The 19,948-nt window shown below is 66.8% G+C and carries 21 protein-coding genes and 1 pseudogene; 7 read left to right on the top strand and 15 right to left on the bottom strand.

Going from position 1 to position 19,948, the window contains the following annotated elements; translation table 11 throughout:
- The 6 genes and pseudogenes from GX543_RS16130 to GX543_RS16105 form a co-directional block, all read right to left on the bottom strand.
- A pseudogene (locus GX543_RS16130) lies at window positions 1-228 on the bottom strand (signal peptidase I); the annotation flags it as partial.
- A gap of 7 nt (window positions 229-235) precedes the next feature.
- Window positions 236-904 (bottom strand): SipW-dependent-type signal peptide-containing protein, encoded by a 669-nt coding sequence (locus tag GX543_RS16125; RefSeq protein WP_290853401.1) that lies wholly within the window; start codon window positions 902-904, stop codon window positions 236-238.
- A gap of 44 nt (window positions 905-948) precedes the next feature.
- Window positions 949-1,935, bottom strand: a complete 987-nt coding sequence (locus GX543_RS16120) for a signal peptidase I (RefSeq protein ID WP_290853400.1) — start codon at window positions 1,933-1,935, stop codon at window positions 949-951.
- Window positions 1,935-2,474 (bottom strand): hypothetical protein, encoded by a 540-nt coding sequence (locus GX543_RS16115; RefSeq protein ID WP_290853398.1) that lies wholly within the window; start codon window positions 2,472-2,474, stop codon window positions 1,935-1,937. The genes GX543_RS16120 and GX543_RS16115 overlap by 1 nt, the downstream gene beginning before the upstream one ends.
- A gap of 24 nt (window positions 2,475-2,498) precedes the next feature.
- Window positions 2,499-2,999: an alternate-type signal peptide domain-containing protein gene (locus tag GX543_RS16110; RefSeq protein WP_290853396.1), complete on the bottom strand. Its 501-nt coding sequence runs from the start codon at window positions 2,997-2,999 to the stop codon at window positions 2,499-2,501.
- 146 nt (window positions 3,000-3,145) lie between these two features.
- On the bottom strand, window positions 3,146-3,835 hold the full coding sequence (locus GX543_RS16105; protein WP_290853394.1) for a hypothetical protein: 690 nt from the start codon (window positions 3,833-3,835) through the stop codon (window positions 3,146-3,148).
- Window positions 3,836-4,423: 588 nt separating this feature from the next.
- Between GX543_RS16105 and dnaK the strand changes: the two genes are divergently transcribed.
- The 4 genes from dnaK to GX543_RS16085 all read left to right on the top strand — a co-directional run bounded on the left by dnaK (window position 4,424) and on the right by GX543_RS16085 (window position 8,553).
- A complete protein-coding gene (dnaK, locus tag GX543_RS16100; protein ID WP_290853392.1) occupies window positions 4,424-6,265 on the top strand; it encodes a molecular chaperone DnaK in 1,842 nt (613 codons plus the stop codon).
- The gene (grpE, locus tag GX543_RS16095; RefSeq protein ID WP_290853390.1) at window positions 6,262-6,813 is read left to right on the top strand and encodes a nucleotide exchange factor GrpE; all 552 of its coding nucleotides are present in this window, start codon (window positions 6,262-6,264) and stop codon (window positions 6,811-6,813) included. Before dnaK ends, grpE begins: the two co-directional genes overlap by 4 nt.
- A 134-nt stretch (window positions 6,814-6,947) precedes the next feature.
- A complete protein-coding gene (dnaJ, locus tag GX543_RS16090; protein WP_290853388.1) occupies window positions 6,948-8,129 on the top strand; it encodes a molecular chaperone DnaJ in 1,182 nt (393 codons plus the stop codon).
- A 7-nt stretch (window positions 8,130-8,136) separates the two neighbouring features.
- Window positions 8,137-8,553 carry a helix-turn-helix transcriptional regulator gene (locus tag GX543_RS16085; RefSeq protein ID WP_290853386.1) on the top strand — a complete coding sequence of 139 codons (417 nt, stop codon included), beginning with the start codon at window positions 8,137-8,139 and terminating at the stop codon, window positions 8,551-8,553.
- 232 nt (window positions 8,554-8,785) lie between these two features.
- Here the strand turns inward: GX543_RS16085 and GX543_RS16080 are convergent, their stop codons facing one another.
- From GX543_RS16080 to GX543_RS16045, 8 genes are all read right to left on the bottom strand, one after another.
- A complete protein-coding gene (locus tag GX543_RS16080) occupies window positions 8,786-9,490 on the bottom strand; it encodes a type 1 glutamine amidotransferase (RefSeq protein ID WP_290853384.1) in 705 nt (234 codons plus the stop codon).
- A gap of 144 nt (window positions 9,491-9,634) precedes the next feature.
- On the bottom strand, window positions 9,635-10,864 hold the full coding sequence (locus GX543_RS16075; RefSeq protein ID WP_290853383.1) for an FAD-dependent oxidoreductase: 1,230 nt from the start codon (window positions 10,862-10,864) through the stop codon (window positions 9,635-9,637).
- Window positions 10,861-11,181: a 2Fe-2S iron-sulfur cluster-binding protein gene (locus GX543_RS16070; protein WP_290853382.1), complete on the bottom strand. Its 321-nt coding sequence runs from the start codon at window positions 11,179-11,181 to the stop codon at window positions 10,861-10,863. The genes GX543_RS16075 and GX543_RS16070 overlap by 4 nt, the downstream gene beginning before the upstream one ends.
- A 41-nt stretch (window positions 11,182-11,222) precedes the next feature.
- Window positions 11,223-12,713 (bottom strand): glutamine synthetase family protein, encoded by a 1,491-nt coding sequence (locus GX543_RS16065; RefSeq protein ID WP_290853381.1) that lies wholly within the window; start codon window positions 12,711-12,713, stop codon window positions 11,223-11,225.
- 179 nt (window positions 12,714-12,892) lie between these two features.
- The gene (locus GX543_RS16060) at window positions 12,893-13,564 is read right to left on the bottom strand and encodes a type 1 glutamine amidotransferase (RefSeq protein ID WP_290853380.1); all 672 of its coding nucleotides are present in this window, start codon (window positions 13,562-13,564) and stop codon (window positions 12,893-12,895) included.
- A complete protein-coding gene (locus GX543_RS16055; RefSeq protein ID WP_290853378.1) occupies window positions 13,561-13,857 on the bottom strand; it encodes a hypothetical protein in 297 nt (98 codons plus the stop codon). Before GX543_RS16055 ends, GX543_RS16060 begins: the two co-directional genes overlap by 4 nt.
- Before the next feature lies 1 nt (window position 13,858).
- The gene (locus GX543_RS16050; protein ID WP_290853377.1) at window positions 13,859-14,458 is read right to left on the bottom strand and encodes an aromatic-ring-hydroxylating dioxygenase subunit beta; all 600 of its coding nucleotides are present in this window, start codon (window positions 14,456-14,458) and stop codon (window positions 13,859-13,861) included.
- Complete coding sequence (locus GX543_RS16045; RefSeq protein ID WP_290853376.1) at window positions 14,458-15,795, bottom strand: aromatic ring-hydroxylating dioxygenase subunit alpha; 1,338 nt, start codon at window positions 15,793-15,795, stop codon at window positions 14,458-14,460. Before GX543_RS16045 ends, GX543_RS16050 begins: the two co-directional genes overlap by 1 nt.
- 231 nt (window positions 15,796-16,026) lie before the next feature.
- Here GX543_RS16045 and GX543_RS16040 point away from each other — a divergent pair, with 231 nt between their 5' ends.
- Together GX543_RS16040 and GX543_RS16035 are read left to right on the top strand one after the other, a co-directional pair.
- Complete coding sequence (locus GX543_RS16040) at window positions 16,027-16,923, top strand: MurR/RpiR family transcriptional regulator (RefSeq protein ID WP_290853375.1); 897 nt, start codon at window positions 16,027-16,029, stop codon at window positions 16,921-16,923.
- Between the two features lie 96 nt (window positions 16,924-17,019).
- A complete protein-coding gene (locus GX543_RS16035) occupies window positions 17,020-17,415 on the top strand; it encodes a DoxX family membrane protein (RefSeq protein ID WP_290853373.1) in 396 nt (131 codons plus the stop codon).
- Between the two features lie 91 nt (window positions 17,416-17,506).
- On the opposite strand, the gene GX543_RS16030 is transcribed toward GX543_RS16035, so the two are convergent.
- On the bottom strand, window positions 17,507-18,664 hold the full coding sequence (locus tag GX543_RS16030; RefSeq protein ID WP_290853403.1) for an FAD-binding oxidoreductase: 1,158 nt from the start codon (window positions 18,662-18,664) through the stop codon (window positions 17,507-17,509).
- Between the two features lie 127 nt (window positions 18,665-18,791).
- On the opposite strand from GX543_RS16030, the gene GX543_RS16025 reads away from it, so the two are divergent.
- Window positions 18,792-19,943 carry an amidohydrolase family protein gene (locus GX543_RS16025; RefSeq protein WP_290853371.1) on the top strand — a complete coding sequence of 384 codons (1,152 nt, stop codon included), beginning with the start codon at window positions 18,792-18,794 and terminating at the stop codon, window positions 19,941-19,943.
- Window positions 19,944-19,948: the final 5 nt, after the last annotated feature.

Below are 19,948 nucleotides of genomic sequence, written 5' to 3'. Positions count from 1 at the left end.
GACCACGTCGCCGACGCGGAGATCCTGTGCGTCCACTGTGCGGGCGATCGCGAGGGACCCGGTGGGAATCTCCGGCGACATGGAGCCCGACCGGAACACCAGCGGCGTGATGCCGAACAGCATCGAGGCGATGGCTGCGACGATGCACATCAGGCCCAGCACCGCACCGACGTTGAGCGCGAGCTCACGTCGGGAGCGGCGCTGAGGCTGAACTTCTTGCTGACTCATCGGTGCATCACGCCTGGGTGGCCGCGAACTGGAAGTCGACGGATACCGACGACATACGCGTGGTGTTCGGGGCGCTCGAGTTCAGCGCTGCCTTGATGCAGAGGTCCTCGGTTGCTGATTTGTTGATCGGCCGCGCGGTGGTCACGAGGTTCACCGGTGATCCGAGAGTGAGTGCACTGCTGCCGATCTGGGTGCCGCCGGTGCAGGTGCCGCCGCTGGCCGAACCGCCGGCGTACACCGTGACAACGAGGTTCGACGCGAAGTCCGCGGCAGACGGCACGGCGCTTGCGGGCGAGACGCCTGCGGGCGGGACGAAAGTGCCCGCATTCGCGGCCACGGCCTTCATCGTGTACGTGAAATTGGTGGCGCCGACATTGTTGACCGGAAGCATCGCGGAGGTGCTGTCGCCCTTGGCGAGGTTGATCTTGTCCAGCGAGGTAAATGCGAGTGTCGGACGCTCACCGTCGAGTGCCACCTTGACGTCCACCGACGCGGTGGAGAACTGCCCGGTGGTGGCGGTTGCGGTGTCCGACCATGCGGCCATGGTGCCGACGGCGCCGAGGCCGAAGACCATGCCGAGCGAGGCGATAGCGCGTACGCGGGTCCAGCCGGTGTCGCCGAGACGTCGACGCAGTCCCGACCGTGCGGGGCCGCCGGATTCGTGGGGTGAAGACATGATTGCTGCCTTGTCAGTTGGGGAGGGAAGTCGGTGGGGGACAGTCAGCGGACGACGGGAATCGGCCGGGTGCTCTCTTCGCTGGGGAGGTCGTAGAGCGGGGGTGGGTACTGCGGTGCTGGCGGGTGCTGCTGGGCTGGAAACTGCTGGGCCGGGAACGGTTGCGCCGGTGCCTGCTGCGGTGGGTAGTACGGCGCTGGCGGTTCGGGCACTGCCGAGTATGCGAGTGCATGGCCGCCGGCTTGCGGTGCTCCGCAGGCGTGGCAGACCGGTGGCGCGGGGGCGCCCTGGGCGACAACGTCTTGGGCGGCTACGACCTGCGGCGGCATAGCCGTCGTCAGGGCGTCGACTGTGCCGACCGGCGGAACCGGGTTCTCGGGCTCGCCGTCGGCAGGCGGTTCGTCGCTGTCGCCGTCCTTGCCGTTCTTGCGGTCGCGCAGACCGCTGATCCACATCCACAGTGCATAGCCGCCGAGGGCAGCGGCGATGACGAAGATCATCACGCTGCGCGTGGCACCCGAGAGCAGCGAGTTGAGCCGCCCGAGCTGGGGCACCGAGTAGAGCAGCCTGCCGCGGATCTGTTCCTCGATCAGCTGAACGTCGTCAGTCGCATTGTTGGCGTCACCCTTAGTGATGAACTTCCGGACACCCTGCGCGTCGTAGACGATGCTGATGATGCGGTGGGTGGTCACCGAGGGATTGCCAGACTCCGGCTGGAACGTGATGACGTCGCCTGCGTTCAGGTCGGCGCCCGGAGTCGGTTTGACGACGATCAGTGTTCCCGGTGGGTACGTCGGCTGCATGGAGCCGGTGAGCACCGTGTAGGCGGTAGAACCGGTCAGTCGCGGGATCACCACGAGCACTGCGAGCAGTGCCACCGCGATGGCGAGCAGCGTATACGAGGCGATGGTCTTGACCCACCAGATCGGTGGTGTCTTCTCATCGTCCGTGTCGGCTGGTGCCGTCAAAGTGTCGGCGGGACCGGGAAGGATCTCAGTCTCGTCGGTGTGGTGAATCCCGCGACCGGTCATCATGCGCCCGCTACCGAATTCGCTGCAAAGGTGTACGTCGCCTTAGAGCTCTGCGACGTCTCTGCGTTGGTGGCGATCGTGACCCGCAAGCAGAGCACCTCGGTGGAGTCCTTCGCGACCTTCCGTGCGGGGAAGGTCGCTGCGTTGCCCGCACCGTTGTAGAGCTCGGTGCCGACGTTACCGGTCGGGGTGCACTCTGCTGCGCTGTTCACCTTGGCGACGCGGAAGGTGAGCGGTGCGTCGCCGCTGGTGGCGATGCCGTTCAGCCTGTACTGCATGGTGACGTTGCCCGAGTTGATGACGGGCAGTGCCTTCTGCACGCTGTCGCCGCGGCCGGCGTTCTCGAGCGTCAATCCGTCCAAGGTGAACTGCTTGACACCGCTGTTGCCTGCCGAGATGTTGAGCTCGCCAGCGGTGATCGTGCCACCACCGCCACTGCTTTCTTCGGAGCGCCACGCCGCGCTGGTCTGCTGGAGGGAGATGAATCCCACCAGCAGAACCACCGCTGCCGCGAGCACCCACTTGATTTGGGGCTTCATGAAGACCTTTGGTGAAGGGGGTTACTACTTCTGAGCGAGAACGACGGAGGCACCCGAGAGGATGCCGGTCTGCGTCATCGTGCTGGCCGGTGCGTCGGTGGAGAACGTGACGTTGGTGCTGACCGTGTAGGGGCCGGTTTGGGTGACTTCCACAGCCTCACCATTCGTCGGTGTTGCTAGCAGGAAGGGCGCCAGATCGCCGGAAACACCTGCGACGGTCGGGGTGAGTGTGGCCGTCAAGTTAGTTCCGACGAGAACAACGTCGTAGATGGCGGTGTAGGTGAACTTGTCGCCGGGGACGATTTTGTCGTTCTCGAAGTCAACGGGATCGCCAGCCTTCTTGCCCTCCACCCACTTCCAGACGCCGGTGCCAGCCTGCTGCGTCACGTTGAGTGAACCAGCGGTGATCGTGCCGCCGCCGGTGCCGGTGGTGCTCTGGTTCCACGCCGCCATGGTGCCTGCGCCGCCGGCGAGGATGGCTGCTGCTGCCGCTGCGGCGAGGGCGCCCTTGGTTGCCTTGTTCATGCTTTCCCGTTTCTGTTCAGGGACTGTGCCGGAAGCGTTCCGGCACAGAAGGGAGGGTTGCGCGGGAAGTGCGCGGGGCGGTCGTGAGTGACCGTCTACGGCCGGGGAGGCACCGAGGTGCGGCCGAAGTCTGTGGGTGGTGGAAGTCAGCGGCTGATGACGGTCGGGGAATCGACCTGAATCAGCTTGGATGCGGAGGATCCGCCGCCGAGGCTTCCGGTGCTGCAGCCGAGGCTGCCGAGGGCGCCGCCGAGCGAACCGCTGTTGCAGTCGTCGCCGCCGCCGTTGCCGCCACCGGGGGCGACCTCTTCGAGGGCGAACGCCCAATTCGGCTTGATCTCGAAGTTCTGCGCGGTCTCATCGGCCGGGATACCCAAACGGAGGGTCACCGACATGGGGGTGTCCTTGGCGATGTTCTTCTCGGCGACGAGGATGCCGGGATTACCGACCAGATTGGCGTTGGAGCCATTGGTTCCGCCGAGGTCGGCGCGCAAGTATGCGGAGCCGCCCCCGCCGACAGACCAGTTACCGGCGTAGGCCTGGAACTTGGCGGGGGTGTCGCAGATGTTGCGGACGCTGAACTTGGCCTGAACGACTTCGCCCTTGCTGCCCGGGGACGGGCGCTGTCCGGTCCAAGGAATCGTGCTATCGGCGGCGGTCGACCACCCCGAGTTGCCATCGGCAGAGAACTCGAGGCACTTGTCGTCGAGGTTCGCGCCCGGTGCCGCGCTCGCCCCGCCAACGCTGAGCGCTGCGAAGGAGAGAGCTGCGGCGCCGGTAGCGGCGACGACGGCTGCGCGTCGTGCAGTGGTGATGAGGAGAGCGGTATGCGTCATGTGAAGAATCATCGGGTGCCGCGCCGACGGTGGGGAGCGACACATCTGCGCGTTTGTGTCGAAAGTTGAGTTCTGTGCCACGGATGGATGTCCGCTCCGAGAATGAAGCGAAAAGGCGTTTATGCAGGTCGGATGAGTTCCGAATGGTCTAATTCGGACACTGTGAGGCTGATAAGTGATGACCGTCACCCTCTGTTCGGGTGAACGTAACAGGTCACTGCTTTGCAGTCGGATCTGTGCCGACTTGAGGTTGTATGACCCGGATTTCGCCGTTTCTTCGTTCGATCGATCCAGTGCATCGCTCGGGTCCTGCTACAGACCGGATGGTCGGCGCGGTTCCGCGGACGTGGCGCGTGATGGGGATCACCCAAGATTGAGCGACATTCACTCAAGTCTGCGGAATGAATCCTCCCTGCGTGTAGTTGAACCGATCAAGGAACTTGAGTGATAGAGACTCAACAAGGTTGACGGCAACGAAAACGTCGATTAAACCTGAGTCCGAGGCGCTGAGGTTTCGCAGACCAACGCAGGCCCAACGGCCCCAAGAACTACCCGGCCCTCCAAGCGAGCCGGAACTAGGAGGAACACATGTCACGTGCTGTCGGAATCGACCTCGGCACCACCAACTCCGTGGTGTCGGTTCTCGAAGGCGGCGAAGCCGCCGTCATCGCTAACGCTGAAGGCGCCCGGACCACGCCGTCCGTCGTCGCCTTTGCGCGCAACGGAGAGGTCTTGGTGGGCCAGCCCGCCAAGAACCAGGCGGTCACCAACGTCGATCGCACCATCCGCTCGGTCAAGCGCCACATGGGCGGCGAGTGGACCGTCGACATCGACGACAAGAAGTACACCGCGCAGGAGATCAGCGCTCGCACGCTGATGAAGCTCAAGCGCGACGCAGAGGCCTACCTGGGCGAAGACGTCACCGACGCGGTCATCACCGTGCCGGCGTACTTCAACGACGCTCAGCGCCAGGCGACCAAGGAAGCCGGACAGATCGCCGGACTCAACGTCCTGCGCATCGTCAACGAGCCCACCGCAGCGGCCCTGGCCTACGGCCTCGACAAGGGTGAGAAGGAACAGACCATCCTGGTCTTCGACCTCGGCGGCGGCACCTTCGACGTCTCGCTGCTCGAAATCGGCGACGGTGTCGTCGAGGTTCGCGCCACCTCGGGCGATAACAACCTGGGCGGCGACGACTGGGACGAGCGCGTCGTGGAGTGGCTGGTCGACAAGTTCAAGGCGTCGGCAGGCATCGACCTCACCAAGGACAAGATGGCCATGCAGCGTCTCCGCGAGGCTGCTGAGAAGGCCAAGATCGAGCTCTCCGCTTCGCAGAGCACCTCGATCAACCTGCCCTACATCACCGTGGACGCGGACAAGAACCCGCTCTTCCTCGACGAGCAGCTGAGCCGCAGCGAGTTCCAGAAGATCACCAGCGACCTGCTGGAGCGCACCCGCACTCCGTTCCAGGCCGTGATCAAGGACGCCGGCATCTCCGTGGGCGACATCGACCACGTGGTGCTGGTGGGCGGCTCCACCCGTATGCCCGCCGTCACGGAGCTGGTCAAGGAGCTCACCGGTGGTCAGGACCCCAACAAGGGCGTGAACCCGGACGAGGTCGTGGCCGTGGGCGCTGCCCTGCAGGCCGGCGTGTTGCGCGGCGAGGTCAAGGACGTGCTTCTGCTCGACGTGACCCCGCTGAGCCTGGGCATCGAGACCAAGGGCGGCGTGATGCACAAGCTGATCGAGCGCAACACCACCATCCCGACCAAGCGCTCGGAGACGTACACGACTGCTGACGACAACCAGCCGTCGGTGCAGATCCAGGTGTTCCAGGGTGAGCGCGAGATCGCCTCGCACAACAAGCTGCTCGGATCGTTCGAGCTCGGCGGCATCGCACCGGCTCCGCAGGGTGTCCCGCAGATCGAGGTGACCTTCGACATCGACGCCAACGGCATCGTGCACGTCACCGCGAAGGACAAGGGCACCGGCAAGGAGAACAGCATCCGGATCCAGGACGGCTCGGGTCTCTCGAAGGAAGAGATCGACCGCATGGTCAAGGACGCTGAGGCTCACGCCGAAGAGGACCGCATCCGTCGCGAAGAGGCCGAGACCCGCAACCAGGCGGAGTCGCTGGTCAACCAGACGGAGAAGTTCCTCAAGGAGAACGACGACAAGGTTCCGGCCGACGTCAAGGAGAAGGTCGAGGCCGCAGTGGCCGACGCCAACGAGGCGCTGAAGGGCACCGACACCACGGCCATCCGCAACGCGGTGGAGAAGCTGTCGGAGGTCTCGCAGGAGATGGGCCAGGCGATCTATGCCAACGCTCAGGCCGAGGGCGAAGCCGCCGCAGCTGCCGGTGACGACAGCGCCGACGACGTCGTCGACGCCGAGGTCGTGGACGATCCCGCCGAAGGCGAGAACAAGTGACGTCCGAGAACGTCGAGGACGCAAACGTCGACGAGCCGGTGACGGTTGACGACACCGAGCAGGCTGACGCCGCCGCGGACACCGCGGCGGCCCAGCCGGCCGGTGATGAGGCGAGCACCGCTGATGCCCAGGTCGCAGAGCTGACCGACGCACTGCAGCGGGAACGCGCTCAGTTCGCCAACTTCCGCCGACGCAGTGCTGAAGAGCAGCTGCAGGCCGTCGACCGCGGCAAGCAGGTTCTCGTCGAGAAGCTGCTGCCGATCCTCGACGATCTCGATCGCGCCCGCGATCACGGTGACCTCGTCGAAGGCCCGCTCAAGGCTTTGGCCGACAAGCTGGGCGACGTGTTGACGAGCGAGAAGCTGGTGAAGTTCGCGGAGCCGGGCGAGGTCTTCGACCCGGAGCTCCACGAGGCCATCCAGAACGACGGGAGTGGCGACACTCCGGTCATCGGGAACGTCTTCCGGGTGGGCTACCGCCTGGGCGACAAGGTGATCCGCCACGCCATGGTGACGGTCACCGATCCGGTACCCGCACCGGAGCAGTGATGTGCGCGCGGGGTCGTGACCGGCATGCCCGGTTGCGGCCCCGCAGCAGCTGCACTCACCACAGCGGATATATTCGTGCACTCAAGCATGAGCGGCACATCACAACCACAGACTTTTCTAGGAGGTGACGTCTGATGGCACCACAGCGTGAATGGCTGGAACGCGATTTCTACGCAGACCTCGGCGTTTCTTCCGACGCCACTGCCGACCAGATCAAGAAGGCCTACCGGAAGCTCGCTCGTGAGTTGCACCCGGACGCCAATCCGGGCGACACGGCGGCTGAGGAACGCTTCAAGCGGGTGTCGGAGGCCAGCAGCGTGCTGTCCGACGAGACCAAGCGCAAAGAGTACGACGAGGCCCGAACCCTGATGTCCAGCGGCCGTTTCACCGGCGGGGGCGGCGGTTTCGGCGGCGGCGGATACAGCGGTGGCGGAGCCGGCGGCTTCGACATCGGCGACCTGTTCGGCGGCGGCAACGCCGGCGGTGGCGGTGGCTTCGGCGACCTGTTCGGCGATCTGCTGGGCGGTCGTGGCGGCGCCGGAGCGGCCGGCGGCGGCACCCGTCAGCGTCGCGGCAACGACCTCGAGACCGAGACCACCGTCGCCTTCCGCGACGCGGTGCAGGGCGCCAAGGTGTCACTGCGGGTCACCAGCCCGTCGCCGTGCACCAAGTGTCATGGCAGCGGCGCCAAGCCGGGCACCAGCCCGCGCACCTGCCCCACCTGCAACGGGTCGGCCTACGTGACTCGCAACCAGGGACACTTCGGCTTCTCCGAACCCTGCCCCGACTGCCAGGGCACCGGCACCAAGATCGACGATCCGTGCCCGGACTGCCAGGGCTCCGGCATCACCGTGCGCCCGCGGACCATCAACGTCCGCGTCCCGCAGGGTGTGGAAGACGGTCAGCGGATCCGACTCGCCGGACAGGGCGAGGCCGGTATGCGCGGCGCGCCGTCGGGCGACCTGTACGTGACCGTTCACGTGCTGGCCGACAAGGTCTTCACCCGCACCGGCAACGACCTGCGCGTCGAACTGCCGGTGTCGATCGCCGAACTGGTCCTCGGCGCCACCGTCTCGGTCCCGACGCTCGACGGCTCCGTCGGCGTCAAGATCCCGGCGGGGACGTCCGACGGGCGTACGCTGCGACTCAAGGGCCGCGGCGTTCCGAAACGATCGGGCGGATCGGGCGACCTGTTGGTCACCGTCAAGGTAGCGGTCCCCACCAAGCTCGACGACGCTGCGACCGCAGCGATGAAGCAGTACGCGGAGGCCGAACGAGCAAGCGGGTTCGACCCCCGCGCCAACTGGGGGCGGTGAATGACCCATGGCAGGCGTCAACCCGGAAAACCGACCACGACGCGACGACGTCAGTGACGCCGCCACTTTCATGATCTCGGTGGCGGCGGAGCTGGCCGGCATGCATGCGCAGACGCTGCGCACCTACGACCGGCTGGGCCTGGTGACCCCGCAGCGCACGCGCGGCGGTGGTCGCAGGTACTCCAACCGCGACGTCGAGATGCTCCGCGAGATCCAGCGCCTCTCGCAGGACGAGGGCGTCAACCTCGCGGGCATCAAGCGAATCATCGAACTGAGCGACGAGGTGGAGGCACTGCACAAGCGCGTGGCCGACCTCGCCCACGAACTCGAGTCGACCACCCGCCCCCGTCGGGGCGAGCTGGTCCCCGTCCCGAGGTCGAATGCGCTGGTCGTCTGGCAGCCGCGAGGTAAGCGGCGGTCGTAGGAGGCGGACGCGAAAGGCCCCGGCAGGAGTTTCCTGCCGGGGCCTTTCACGTGCGTGTTGCGGGGAGGGGGCCTTCCCACGTTGGTCGAGTGCCGCTGCGGCGCGGAGCCCGCATCGGTGTGTCGAGACCGGGGTAGCGGCGGTCTCGATTGTGGCGGGTTCGCTGCGCTCACTCGCCGACTCGACCAGCAAGGGGAAGCCGACTCGACCAGCGTGGGGAGGCGCCCTCGTCCTAGTCGGCCGACCCGGGCATCGGCCGCGACGGCCGGGCGATACCTGCGCGCTCCAGAAAGCGGCCGAAGAGGACGTCGCACTCCACAGCGGCGGAGATGTCGGTGTCGCCGCCGACGCTTTCGGTGAACGACGCCAGGTCCAAGCCGTGGCTCGCCAGGTAACTCTCCATGTCGGGGATGCTCGACGACCACGCGCGTAGCCACGCGGGACTGGCTTCCGGATGGAACTGGACTCCCATGTGGGGGCCGACGGTGAACGCCTGCACTCCCGCCGCCGTAGTGGCCACCACATCGGCGGACGCCGGCGCGGTGATGGCGTCGTGGTGGAACTCCAGCCACGGGCCCGCACCCACCAGGTCGGGGTCGCGGGTGTCGATGACGGTGAGTCCGTGCTCGGACAGTTCGCCGCGCTGCACGGTGCCACCGAACAGGTGGGCCAGCATCTGCGCGCCGAAGCAGACGCCGAATACCGGGATCCCAGCGTCGACGGCGCCGAGCAGGTAGTCGCGTTCACGGGCGATCCACACGAGGTGATCGTCGTACACCGAATCGTGCGATCCCATCACCACCAGCACCTGATAGTCATCGGGACGAGGCATCGGGACGGCTTCATCGTCAGCAGCGACCACTGTCACCTCGAATCCGCGTCGCCGCAGAGCGGGCAGCAGGGTGCCGAGCGACGGGAGCCGATTCTCTTCGGTCATTCCATGGACGAGGGCCAATGCACGACGCGTGTTGGACGATTCAGCGCTCGCGTCGACGGAATCGATCTCCGGTGCCGCGGCTTTCCTAACGGCCAATCGGGTGTCCTCGCCTTTCAATTCTGTGATCAATGGTCGGGGTCCGTTTCACTCAGTGATCAGTGTCTTCAGCGGTACGGACGGATCTCCGGCCCGCGTCGGGTCGATGGATTTGTCGGCGGCCAGCGCGCGCTTCACGGCCATGTGGTCGCGAGGATTGTTGACCGAGTCGGCGGCGATCAGCCTTCCCTCCCGGTAGTACAGCGCGGTGAGCCGGTCCAGGCCGTCGGCGCGCACCACGACGTCGTCGTAGCCGTCGGAGATGCCCGCGATCTGAATCTTGGTGGCGCCCTGGTTGGACCAGAACCACGGCACGCCGCGCACGTGCGGTGGGCTGCCCATCAGGGTGTGTGCGGCGGTCTTGCCCTGCTCGGTGGCGTTGTTGACCGACTCGATGGGGATCAGCTGGTCGAGGGCGTTCGGATGCGGTTGCACGGTGCAGTCGCCCGCGGCGACGACGGCGGGGTGGCTGGTCTGTGCGTGCGCGTCGACGATGATGCCGCCGTCGCACGACAACCCGATCTGTTGGGCGAGCGCCGTGACCGGCCGCGCGCCGACCCCGACCACCACCAGGTCGGACGGCAGCGACCGGCCGTCCGACAGCTCGGTCGACGTGACACGGCCGTCGACTCCGGTGAACCCGGTGACGGAGGTGTTGAGCACCACGTCGATGCCCGCCGCCCGGTGCTGCGTGTGAATGAACGCGGAGACCGGTTCGGCGACAACGCGCGACATCAGGCGGTCGGTGTTCTGCACCACCGTCACTTCGAGGCCGCGCAGTCGTGCCGTGGCCGCCACCTCTAGGCCGATGAAACCGCCGCCGACCACCACGAGTCGCTGTGCGTGATCGAGCAGGTCGCGTAGGCGCACCGCGTCGTCGAGGGTCCGCAGCGACACCACGCCGTCGAGATCGGCCCCGGGCACGGGCAACTGCATCGGAGTGGATCCGGTGGCCACCGCGAGGCGGTCGAAGGTGATCTCGGCACCGTTGTCGAGAACGGCGGTGCCTCCGTTGTCGTGCATCGCCACCGACTCGATCGACCGACCCACCAGCAGCTCGATGTTGTTGTCCTGGAAGAACTCCGGTGCCCGCAGCTGTACATCGGGGAGTTCGTCGGTCCCGTGCAGCATCTCTTTCGAGAGCGGAGGTCGCTGGTACGGCGCCACGCCCTCATCGGTGACGATGCAGATGCCGCCGTCGTAACCCGCCTCGCGGAGCGTCGTCGCGATGCTCAGCCCCGCCTCACCGCCGCCGGCGATGAGGATCTGACCGGTCACTGCTCGGGCGCAATCGTCAGGATCAGGCCGTCGAGCTCGTCCGTCATCCGAATCTGGCACGACAGCCTGCTGCACTCGGTGGCCGGAGTGACCGCGTCCTCGAGCATCTCCTCCTCGAAGTCCTCGGCGACGCCGGTGAGCTCGATCTGATGAGGTTCGACGAACACGTGACAGGTGGCGCACGACAACCCGCCGCCGCATTCTCCGACGACGCCGGGCACGCCGAGCTTCACCGCGGTCTCCATCACGGACGCACCGACCTTGGCCTCGACCTCGTGCTTACTGCCGTCCGGACTGATGAAAGTGATTGTGGGCACTGGAGTTCTTCCTTCTTCTCTTTCTTAACGCGGGGACGAACTCAGAAGAGTTCGAAGTACTCGCGGTGCTCCCAGTCGGTCACGCCGTTGACGTACGTGGACTCGTCGGGGTTCTCGGCCACCCACGCCTCGTAGCGCGTCACCTCGCTGCGCTTCATCGTGACCATGTAGTCGATGAAGCCGTCGCCGAACTCCTTGCGGAAGAAGGCGTCCTTGTCGAGGGCGTCGACCGCCTCCGCCAGCGAGGTCGGCAGCTGCGGCACCTCGGCGCTGTAGGGGTCCTCGCTGCAGTCGCCCGGGTCGGTGCGGTTGAGGATGCCGTCCAGGCCGGTCGCGACCTGCGCGGCCATGTACAGGTACGGGTTGGCGGCGGAATCGCCGACGCGGTTCTCCACGTGCGACGCCGGGTCGTTGGTGCCGCCGATCACGCGCATCATCGCCGCGCGGTTGTCCTTGCCCCAGGTCACGCGGTCCGGCGCCAGCGAGTACGGGCGGCGGCGACGGTAGCCGTTGACGGTCGGGGTGGTGAACACCGACGCCGCGACGCCGTGCGCCAGGGTACCGCCGACGTAGTGGCAGCCCAGCTCGGACAGCGGGGCGTCGTCGCGCGGGATCATCAGGTTCTCGCCGGTCTGGGAGTCGACGATCGAGGTGTGCAGGTGCCAGCCGCTGGCGTAGAAGCCTTCGACGGCCGGGGTGCACATGAACGATGCGACGTGCCCGTTGCGCTTGGCGATCTGCTTGACGGCCATGCGGAACAGCGAGGCCGAGTCGGCTGCGGCGAGGCCTTCGAGGACGTCGAAGGTGGTCTCGATCTGGCTCGGCGCCCACTCGTCGTCGAAGGAGCGGATCGGCAGACCCATGGCGGCGACGGCCTCGCGGATCGGGCGGATGGTGTCGTCGACCTCATCGAGGTGGTCGAGCAGCAGGTAGTTGTATCCGCGGCCGACCGGAGCGACGGTCGGCGGATCGGCGGGCGAGCCGGGGGCACCCAGCGAGCAGGTGCCGAGGCCGTCGTCCACCAGGCGGGTGAGGTACCACTCCATCTCGATGCCGGTGATCAGGCTGTAGCCCGACTCGGCGAGCTTGGCCAGCTTCTCCTTCAACAGGGTGCGCGGCGCGAGCGGGAACGGGCGGCCGTCGGACATGTAGAGGTCGGCGAACACGACGGCAGTCTTAGGCGCCCACGGCAGCACGGTGAAGGTGCCGGGGTCCGGGACCATGGTGACGTTGGGGCTGCCACCGAGGCCGTCGATCGCGAAGCCGCCGTCGGGGCTGAAGGGGTTGTAGACGATCGCGTTGGCGGTGTCGAAGAAGAACGGGGCCATGGTGATGGCGTTGCCCGACTCGAGCGCCGACTTGTAGGCGGGAACGGTGAGGGCCTTGCCGCGGAGCAGGCCGTGCTGGTCGGGCCACGCGAGGCGGACCACTTCGATGCCCTCGCGCTCGATGGCGGCGAGGGACTCGGCGGCGAGCTGCTGCTCGGCGGGACCGTAGAGGTTGTGCTTGGCGACGAACTTCTCTGAGGACATGAGTTTCTCCTGGTGAGACGGGCTGATGACAGCAGAACGGTGCTCGGGAGGGAGCTGTGAGATGGGGGTGATGCAGGGATGCGAACCGAGCTCGGCAGGGCCGGCCGAGAGAAACCGGTAGCGCGGGAAGCGCCACGTTGCGTGGCGGTGACGGATGTAGTCGGTGTGGTGTGGAGGGCTCAGGCGGGGTCCGTGGCGAACCACGCGTTCAGCAGACGCTCGCCGGGATCCGACGAACCGGGTTCGTCGGCCGCCGCGCGGATGGCGTCGACGTCGACGCCGTAGCGGGCGAGCTTGGGGCCCTCGATGTCGAGGAGCTCATTGATACCGGTGGCGTCGAGTTCGGGGTGGAACTGAATGGCGACGGAGGTGCCGACCTGCCAGCTCTGGAGATACCGATCGCTGGTGGCGAGAAGCTGAGCTGCCGACGGTGGTTCGGCTCGGTCGGAGTGGAACGAGAAGTAGCGACCCGGCAGCGGAAGCGGGGTTTCGCCGCCGATTCGGGTGACGTCGATGAATCCGCATTCGAGGCCGCTCTCGCCCGGAACAGCCGATCCGCCGAGGGCTTCGGCGAGCAGTTGGGAGCCGAGACAGATCGCCAGCATGGGGATCCCCGCCCGATGGCAGCGCGCGATGTACTCGATCTCCGTCGTCAGGTACGGATGGGCCTGCGCGTCGTAGGCGCTCTGCGGGCCGCCGAGCACCACCACGGCCTCCGGTTGTTCCGGAAGGGGTTCGCCCCGATGCGGGTGGACGAGATCGATCGCCCACCCGTTGGCGCGCGCGACGCGGTCGAGCACGGTGATCGACGGGGTGGCGATGTGCGCGATGACAGTCAGTGTCCGAGTCATGACGGTGGTCTGGGCTCCAATCGGTTCTGCCAGGGGGTCCAATGGTCGATCTGAGCGAGGGCGGCCAACAGGTGCTCGGCGGTGGTTCGGTCGACGGCCACCCAATCGTCGCTCGGGGTGACGCCGTACGGCGTGAAGTCCCAGATCTTGAGACTGTGGACGGCCTTCACCAGGGGTTCGGTGGCGGCCAGGTCCCGTTCGATGCGTTCGAGGCGAGTGCTCACGCGGGCGAACTCGCGTCGAAGATCCCGGACCTCTCGCTCCAAGTCGGGCTCGGCGGGCTGGGATTCCATGTCAGAACACCAGCGTCAGGTTCTCGTGGTACTGCTCGGAGTCGATGAGGTTGGCGGTCTTCAACCGGATCCGCCACCGGTCGTCCGCCCGCTTCAGGACATGTCCGTACCAGCCGGTGTACGTCTTCGCGGTGCCGGCGCGGAACTCGTGGATCGTGAAGTTGGAGCGGATGATCCGGGTGTCGTCGTCGAGGTCGGTGGTCTCGATTCCGGTGATCAGCCGTCGGGTGCGCGAGGCAGGCAGCTGGCTGTAGGCCAGGCCGGTTCGCAGCCAGTACACCCGGTCGGTGAGGCGACGGTGGTCGTCGAAGGCGTGGCTCACCTCGGCGCGCGGATTGCCGCCGCCGGGTGTCACCGGGACCCAGTAGAGGCAGTCCTCGGTGAACAGATCCAGCCAGTCGTTGAAGCGGCCCTCGTCGATGAGTCGGGCTTCGCGAGACAGAAACGCCTGGGCGGCATGCCAGTCGTCGACGGTGGACGCGGGCCACTCGTCGCGCAGAACGCCGCGGTAGCGGTCGAGCTCGTCGTACCACGCGGCGTCGACGTGGTACGAGAACGAGGTGGTGTCGGCGTACTTCTCGGGAAGGTCGTCGATGATCATCAGTTGGTCTCTCCCATTCGGCGCTGCCACTCGTCGTAGTAGCTGCGCATGTGAATCTCGTCGGTGACTGCCGTGACCACCACGCCGCTCTCGTCGGTCGACTGCCAGTCGGCCACGCCGAGACCGCGGTTCATGTAGATCCATTCCGCCTCGGGGGCGGCCAGGCCGCGCTGTGCTTCCTCGAAGTTCGCCTGATCGTCGGGCTCGCCGAACGACGGGAAGTCCTCCTGCGAGCGCATGCGCATCGTGTTGACCGCGTCGGGGACGTCGCCGATCGTGGTGGCGTGCCAGGTGAGCTGGGTGCGGTCGACGGCCATCGGCTCGATCACCTGGATCTGATTGCCGATCACCAGCAGGTTCGGGAAGATGCTCAGGTTGATCTGCGCGCCGATCGCGAGGTCGAGGAGGCGGTCGGCGTCGTCGCCGTGCTCGGCGCGGATCGCTTCCTCGAAGCTCTCGCGTCCGGGCTGCGGACGCTGGTTGTTCCAGAAGCTGCCCGGACCGTCGTACACCGGCCGCTGGTCGATGACGCTGTGTCCGTTGCCGAGCGAGTAGACCTTCATCGGGCCGTCGTCGGGGGTCTTGCCGAAGTACGACATGTCCTTGGAATCGCCCATGCGCGAGGCCATCTCGAGGAGGGAGCGATGCGAGAACGACGGGTGGTAGCCGTCGCCCGCGTTGTCGAAGGCGAGCTTCCAGTTGCCCCGGTAGCCCATGCGGTACGCGGCGGCGTTCACCGAGACCGCGCCGCGGGGCGCGCGGTCGATCCAGTAGTCGAGCCAGGGCTTGGCGTTGCCCAGCCAGTCGGCGACGGACGGTGCGTCCTGGTTCATGGTGCCGAAGATGAAGCCGCGGTAGCTCTCGACCCGCGGAACGGTCGTGAGTCCCATCTTCGACTTGTCGAGATCGTCGTAGCCGCGGGCCCAGGGGACGCCGACCAGTTCGCCGGTGTTGCGGAAGGTCCAGCCGTGGTAGGGGCACTGGAAGCTCTTCGCGATGCCCGACTCCTCGCGGCACACCGTCGCAGCGCGGTGCGCGCAGCGGTTGAAGACCGCGTGGAGGTCCTCGCCATTCTTGTCGCGGATCACGATCACCGGGCGCAGGCCCATGCGAACCGAGAGGAACGAGTTGGCTTCCGGAAGCTGGGATTCGTGGGCCAGGTACACCCACGACTCGCCGCCGAAGACCTTCACCAGTTCTTCGTCGAAGACCGCGGAGTCGGTGTAGAGCTGTCGGTGAACGCGATCGGTCTCGATGAGATCCGACCATCTGCTGCCGGGCGCTGACGCGCCGACAAGTGCCTCGGGCGCGTCGCACGCCCCGTCTTGCTGAGTCATCAAAAGTCCTAGTCGAATAGGGTCTTTGTACCGTGTGATACGCAACGCTAACACAACATAGCGTTTAGTACGTCACAACGGAAGAGGGATTCTCGGGCAGTTTCTCGGGCGGGTCGCGGTGGTCTTTCTGCCAGCGTTTTTCGATTCGGAGTAGATCCTGGGTCGGGGGTGGTGCCGCATGGTCGTGCGCGTCGAACGGACAGAAACGGACATCGGACTAGACTCGGCGACATGGCGAACGCGGACTCGGGAGAAGACACCGTCGCCCAGCGGATTCGGAAGGTGCGACATTCCCTTGCGCCCGGCGAGCTGAAGGTCGCAGTCGCGATCTCCAGCGGCTACCCGACCGCAGGCTTGGTGTCGGTGGCGCAGTTGGCGGCGAAAGCGGGAGTCAGCACTCCGACGGCGCTCCGGTTGGTCCAGAAGATCGGGTACGCGGGTTATCCGGCCTTTCAGGAAGCGCTGCGCGACGAGGTCCAGAGTCGACTGTTCTCGCCGGTCGCGGTGTACCCGAACGACGACGGCGGGCACGCGGCGGTGGCTGGGTCCGACATCGCGGTGGCTGCGAACGACTACATCGAAGGTGTGCGATCGACGATCGGCGACGTCTCGGTGCCCGACCTCGAGCGAGCGGTGGAGGCCCTGGCGGATCTCGACCGGACGGTGATGGTGCTCGGCGGCCGGTTCACGTCGGTGCTGGCCATTCAGCTGCATCAGTACCTGCGCATCCTGCGGCCGGGTGTCATCTTCGTCAATCCGACGTCGGCGGAGTACATGACCTCGCTCGTCGACATCGACCAGACCACCACCGTCATGACCTACGACTACCGCCGTTACCAGCACACCACCATCGAGTGGGGCGACGCCGCCGTCGACCGGGGTGCTCAGCTGATCCTGATGACGGACACGTACTTGTCGCCGCTGTCGTCGAAGGCCGACGCCGTACTGGCGACCAGCCACGCCGGCCCCGGTCCCTTCGACTCCCTCGCCCACGGCTTCATGCTGACCGAGCTGCTGGTGTCGGCGGTGGCCAAGAAAGTCGGCGGCCCGGCGCGCGACCGACTCGCGGCGTTCGAGGCCATGCATCTGGCGGAGGAGGACGGGTTCCCAGTGCTGTCGAACCCGTAGGGCGGTCCCGTGTCCCGTGCGGGAGCGGAATCGGGTAGCGCGCCCCGGCGTACCCTCGGATACGACCTCAACTCTCCACCCAAAGGAACCTGACACATGCGTCTCCTTCGTGCCGCCGGCCGAGCTTTCACCGGAATCCCGTACATCGTGCTGGGGTACGACGCGGCCACCGAACCGGGCATGCGAGTCAATGCGGCTGCGCCGCTGCTCGACAAGGCCCGCGCGGTGGTCCCGGTGCCGCTCGACAACGAGACCATCGTCCGCGCCAACGGCGCCGCGATGGCCGTCGGCGGCGCGATGGTGGCCAGCGGCTTCGGAGCTCGGGTCGGCGCAGGCATCATCGCCGCGTCGCTGATCCCGACCACGGCTGCGGGCCACGCCTTCTGGGAGATCGACGATCCGATGCAGCGCAAGATGCAGCAGGTGCAGTTCGTGAAGAACCTGACCATGCTGGGCGGCGTCGTGATGATTCTGGCGGGGAACAAGAAATAGTCGACCAGTGCTGACCGGAACGTCCCCGTGAGCGGAGCCCAAGGGCAAATAGCCCTCGGCGACCACTCACGGGGACGTTCCGGTCAGTAGGTCAGCTGGTCGGGTCGTGCTGGATGTCGTCGGGGTTCACTCCCGCGGCACGCAGGCGCAGCGCGGTGTGGAAGACCATCGGCGGCGGCCCGGACAGCAGGACCTGGCGACCGCGCCAATCGGCGTACTGCGCCGCCACCTCGCCGACCCGGCCGTACAGCACCTCCGCACCCCACTGGCGCGGATCGCTGCCGCCGGTGAGCCACCAGGGATCCTCGGCGTTCTCGACCACGGCGGTCACCTTGAGCCACGGGTTGGTGGCTGCCAACTGCTGCAGCACACCGAGCTCGTACAACTCCCCGGGATGCACCGCGCCGTAGAACAGGTGCACGGGCCCGGGCTCGCCGTACTGGGCGCGGTCGATCAGCAGTGCGCGCAGCGGCGACAATCCCGAGCCGCCCGCGATCAACAGACCGGGTCGCTGCGGATCCAGATGCATGGTGCCGTGGCGCTGGGCAAAGGTCCAGATGTCGCCGACGGCGGTGTCGCTGACGATGGTCCGGCTCACCCGGCCGCCGGGCACCGCACGAACATGAAACTCCAACTCGCCGTTGGCGTTGGCCGGAATGGCGGGGGAGAGGTTGCGCCACGTGCGCGGCCACTGCGGAATCTGGGTCTCCAAGTACTGACCCGCGGCGTAGCCGGGATTCGGTCCGGTCGCCACCAGTCGGACCACCGCGCGCTCGCGGGTGATCGAGAACTTCTGCACCACGCGGGCCTGCCACTGCGCGGGCTCGGCGGCGCTCTCGGCCGCGCCGCGCATCACGCCGGTGGTCAGGAGCATCGCCTGGCCGACGGTCTCCTCCATCTCGGGCGTCCAACGACGGGGCCCGAAGGCGAACTGGAACTCCGACATCAGGGCGTCGTACATCAACCAGTAGTGGTCGCTGACCACGCCGTACTTGCGGTGGTCGCGGCCGAGCTGTGCCAAGAACTCGACGAGTTCGCCGTGCCCGTCCGGCGCGGCGATGGCCTCGAGCACGTGATCGAGCACGTCGACGAAGCCCTGACGGAGGCCGCCGAGTTCGGCGGGGAACAACTCGCGGAGTTCCGGCTTCAGGGTGAACAGCCGTGCAAACACATTGCTTGCGAAGCGGTCGGAGTTCCCGGCCACCAGGGCCCGGGCCTGGGACAGGGCCGGCTGCTCGGGCTGGCTCACGCTGCTGCTCACTTTCTGCGTCCGTGCTGGCTTCGACGCCACGGCGTCGTCCACTCTAGTCGCCGTCCGACCATGGGCGAGAATATTGCGACGCGTGCCGACTGTCTGTTGTGGCACGCTGGATTCCGTGACAGGGCACGAAGAGGTTGAGCGCGAGGGCCCCGCGCTGCAGGGACTGATACCGGGGATCGTCGACGCGCACGTTCACTACTTCAATCCGTCGCGCCCGTCATGGGTCATGGAGCGGTTCGAGCAGTTGCCGATGAAGCGGTTCGTGCCTCCGCCGGTGCGCTGGTTGGCGGCGAGGCTGGGGGCCGGCAGCGATAACCACCTCGGCCTCGACCCCAGCCTGCTGCGCGCGCTCTACGAGCCGAATAATTACGCGCGCGACGCGGCGGCGCTGCCAGCGGTGGGCGGCGTCGGAGTCGCCGCCGTGGTCGCGGTCGAGGCGAACTGGCGGACGGTGAGGCCACCCGAGGCGCTGATGGACTCGTCGTACGAGGAACTCCAGTACCTGCTCGACCTCCCCCATGGACGACGGGGTCCGGAGCTCGGTGCGGTCGTGATCGCCGCAGATCCGCGACATCCGCAGTTCGCGGCCCAGCTCGACCGGCAGCTCGACTTCTCCGACAAGGTCCGAGCCGTCCGTTTCAAGTGGGCTCAGCATCCCGACCCCGACATCCACGACTGGTGCGACGAGCCCGACGCGGTGGCGTCGACCCGCTTCCTCCAGGGATTCGAGGCCATGGTCGAGCGTGACTTGGTGTTCGTCTCCCTCGCCTACTCGCATCAGTTGGGCCAACTCGACATGCTGGCCCGCCGCTTCCCCGAGGTCACCATGGTGGTGGAACACCTGGGAGTTCCGGCCGGCGTGTTCGGTCCGACGGGGACGCGGACCGGCATGACGGCCGCCGCCCGGGCCGAGATCTTGGGGCTGTGGCGCGAGCGCATGGCGATGATTGCCCAGCGTCCCAACGTGGTGGTCAAGGTGTCTGGCCTGGGATTGCCGTACCTCGGGTACGGACCCGAGACGTCGGGCAACATCGGCACCCGCGCGGTGCTCGCCGACATGATGGGGCCGCTGGTTACACACGTGGTGGAGCACTTCGGTCCCGACCGCGTGATCTTCGGATCGGACTCCCCGATCGACCGTCCCAACTCGCCGATCGAGATGACCGTGGGGGCCTTGCTCGACGTGCTCGGAGAGCGCGGACCCTATCTCTTGCAACAGCTCTTCGCCGACAACGCGCGCCGCATCTTCGACATTGCGCTGGACTGACACCG

Origin of the sequence: Gordonia sp. (in: high G+C Gram-positive bacteria) (assembly GCF_012515855.1) — a bacterium.
Classification (GTDB): domain Bacteria; phylum Actinomycetota; class Actinomycetes; order Mycobacteriales; family Mycobacteriaceae; genus Gordonia.
This window is presented reverse-complemented; position numbering and strand designations above follow the sequence as displayed.

Coding starts and splice junctions, on each gene's coding strand:
- GX543_RS16060 (WP_290853380.1), bottom strand. CDS start 13,564: ATGACTCGGACACTGACTGTCATCGCGCACATCGCCACCCCGTCGATC.
- GX543_RS16065 (WP_290853381.1), bottom strand. CDS start 12,713: ATGTCCTCAGAGAAGTTCGTCGCCAAGCACAACCTCTACGGTCCCGCC.
- GX543_RS16045 (WP_290853376.1), bottom strand. CDS start 15,795: ATGACTCAGCAAGACGGGGCGTGCGACGCGCCCGAGGCACTTGTCGGC.
- GX543_RS16125 (WP_290853401.1), bottom strand. CDS start 904: ATGTCTTCACCCCACGAATCCGGCGGCCCCGCACGGTCGGGACTGCGT.
- GX543_RS16115 (WP_290853398.1), bottom strand. CDS start 2,474: ATGAAGCCCCAAATCAAGTGGGTGCTCGCGGCAGCGGTGGTTCTGCTG.
- dnaK (WP_290853392.1), top strand. CDS start 4,424: ATGTCACGTGCTGTCGGAATCGACCTCGGCACCACCAACTCCGTGGTG.
- GX543_RS16105 (WP_290853394.1), bottom strand. CDS start 3,835: ATGACGCATACCGCTCTCCTCATCACCACTGCACGACGCGCAGCCGTC.
- GX543_RS16040 (WP_290853375.1), top strand. CDS start 16,027: ATGGCGAACGCGGACTCGGGAGAAGACACCGTCGCCCAGCGGATTCGG.
- GX543_RS16035 (WP_290853373.1), top strand. CDS start 17,020: ATGCGTCTCCTTCGTGCCGCCGGCCGAGCTTTCACCGGAATCCCGTAC.
- GX543_RS16080 (WP_290853384.1), bottom strand. CDS start 9,490: ATGACCGAAGAGAATCGGCTCCCGTCGCTCGGCACCCTGCTGCCCGCT.
- GX543_RS16120 (WP_290853400.1), bottom strand. CDS start 1,935: ATGACCGGTCGCGGGATTCACCACACCGACGAGACTGAGATCCTTCCC.
- GX543_RS16085 (WP_290853386.1), top strand. CDS start 8,137: ATGGCAGGCGTCAACCCGGAAAACCGACCACGACGCGACGACGTCAGT.
- GX543_RS16050 (WP_290853377.1), bottom strand. CDS start 14,458: ATGATCATCGACGACCTTCCCGAGAAGTACGCCGACACCACCTCGTTC.
- dnaJ (WP_290853388.1), top strand. CDS start 6,948: ATGGCACCACAGCGTGAATGGCTGGAACGCGATTTCTACGCAGACCTC.
- GX543_RS16055 (WP_290853378.1), bottom strand. CDS start 13,857: ATGGAATCCCAGCCCGCCGAGCCCGACTTGGAGCGAGAGGTCCGGGAT.
- GX543_RS16110 (WP_290853396.1), bottom strand. CDS start 2,999: ATGAACAAGGCAACCAAGGGCGCCCTCGCCGCAGCGGCAGCAGCAGCC.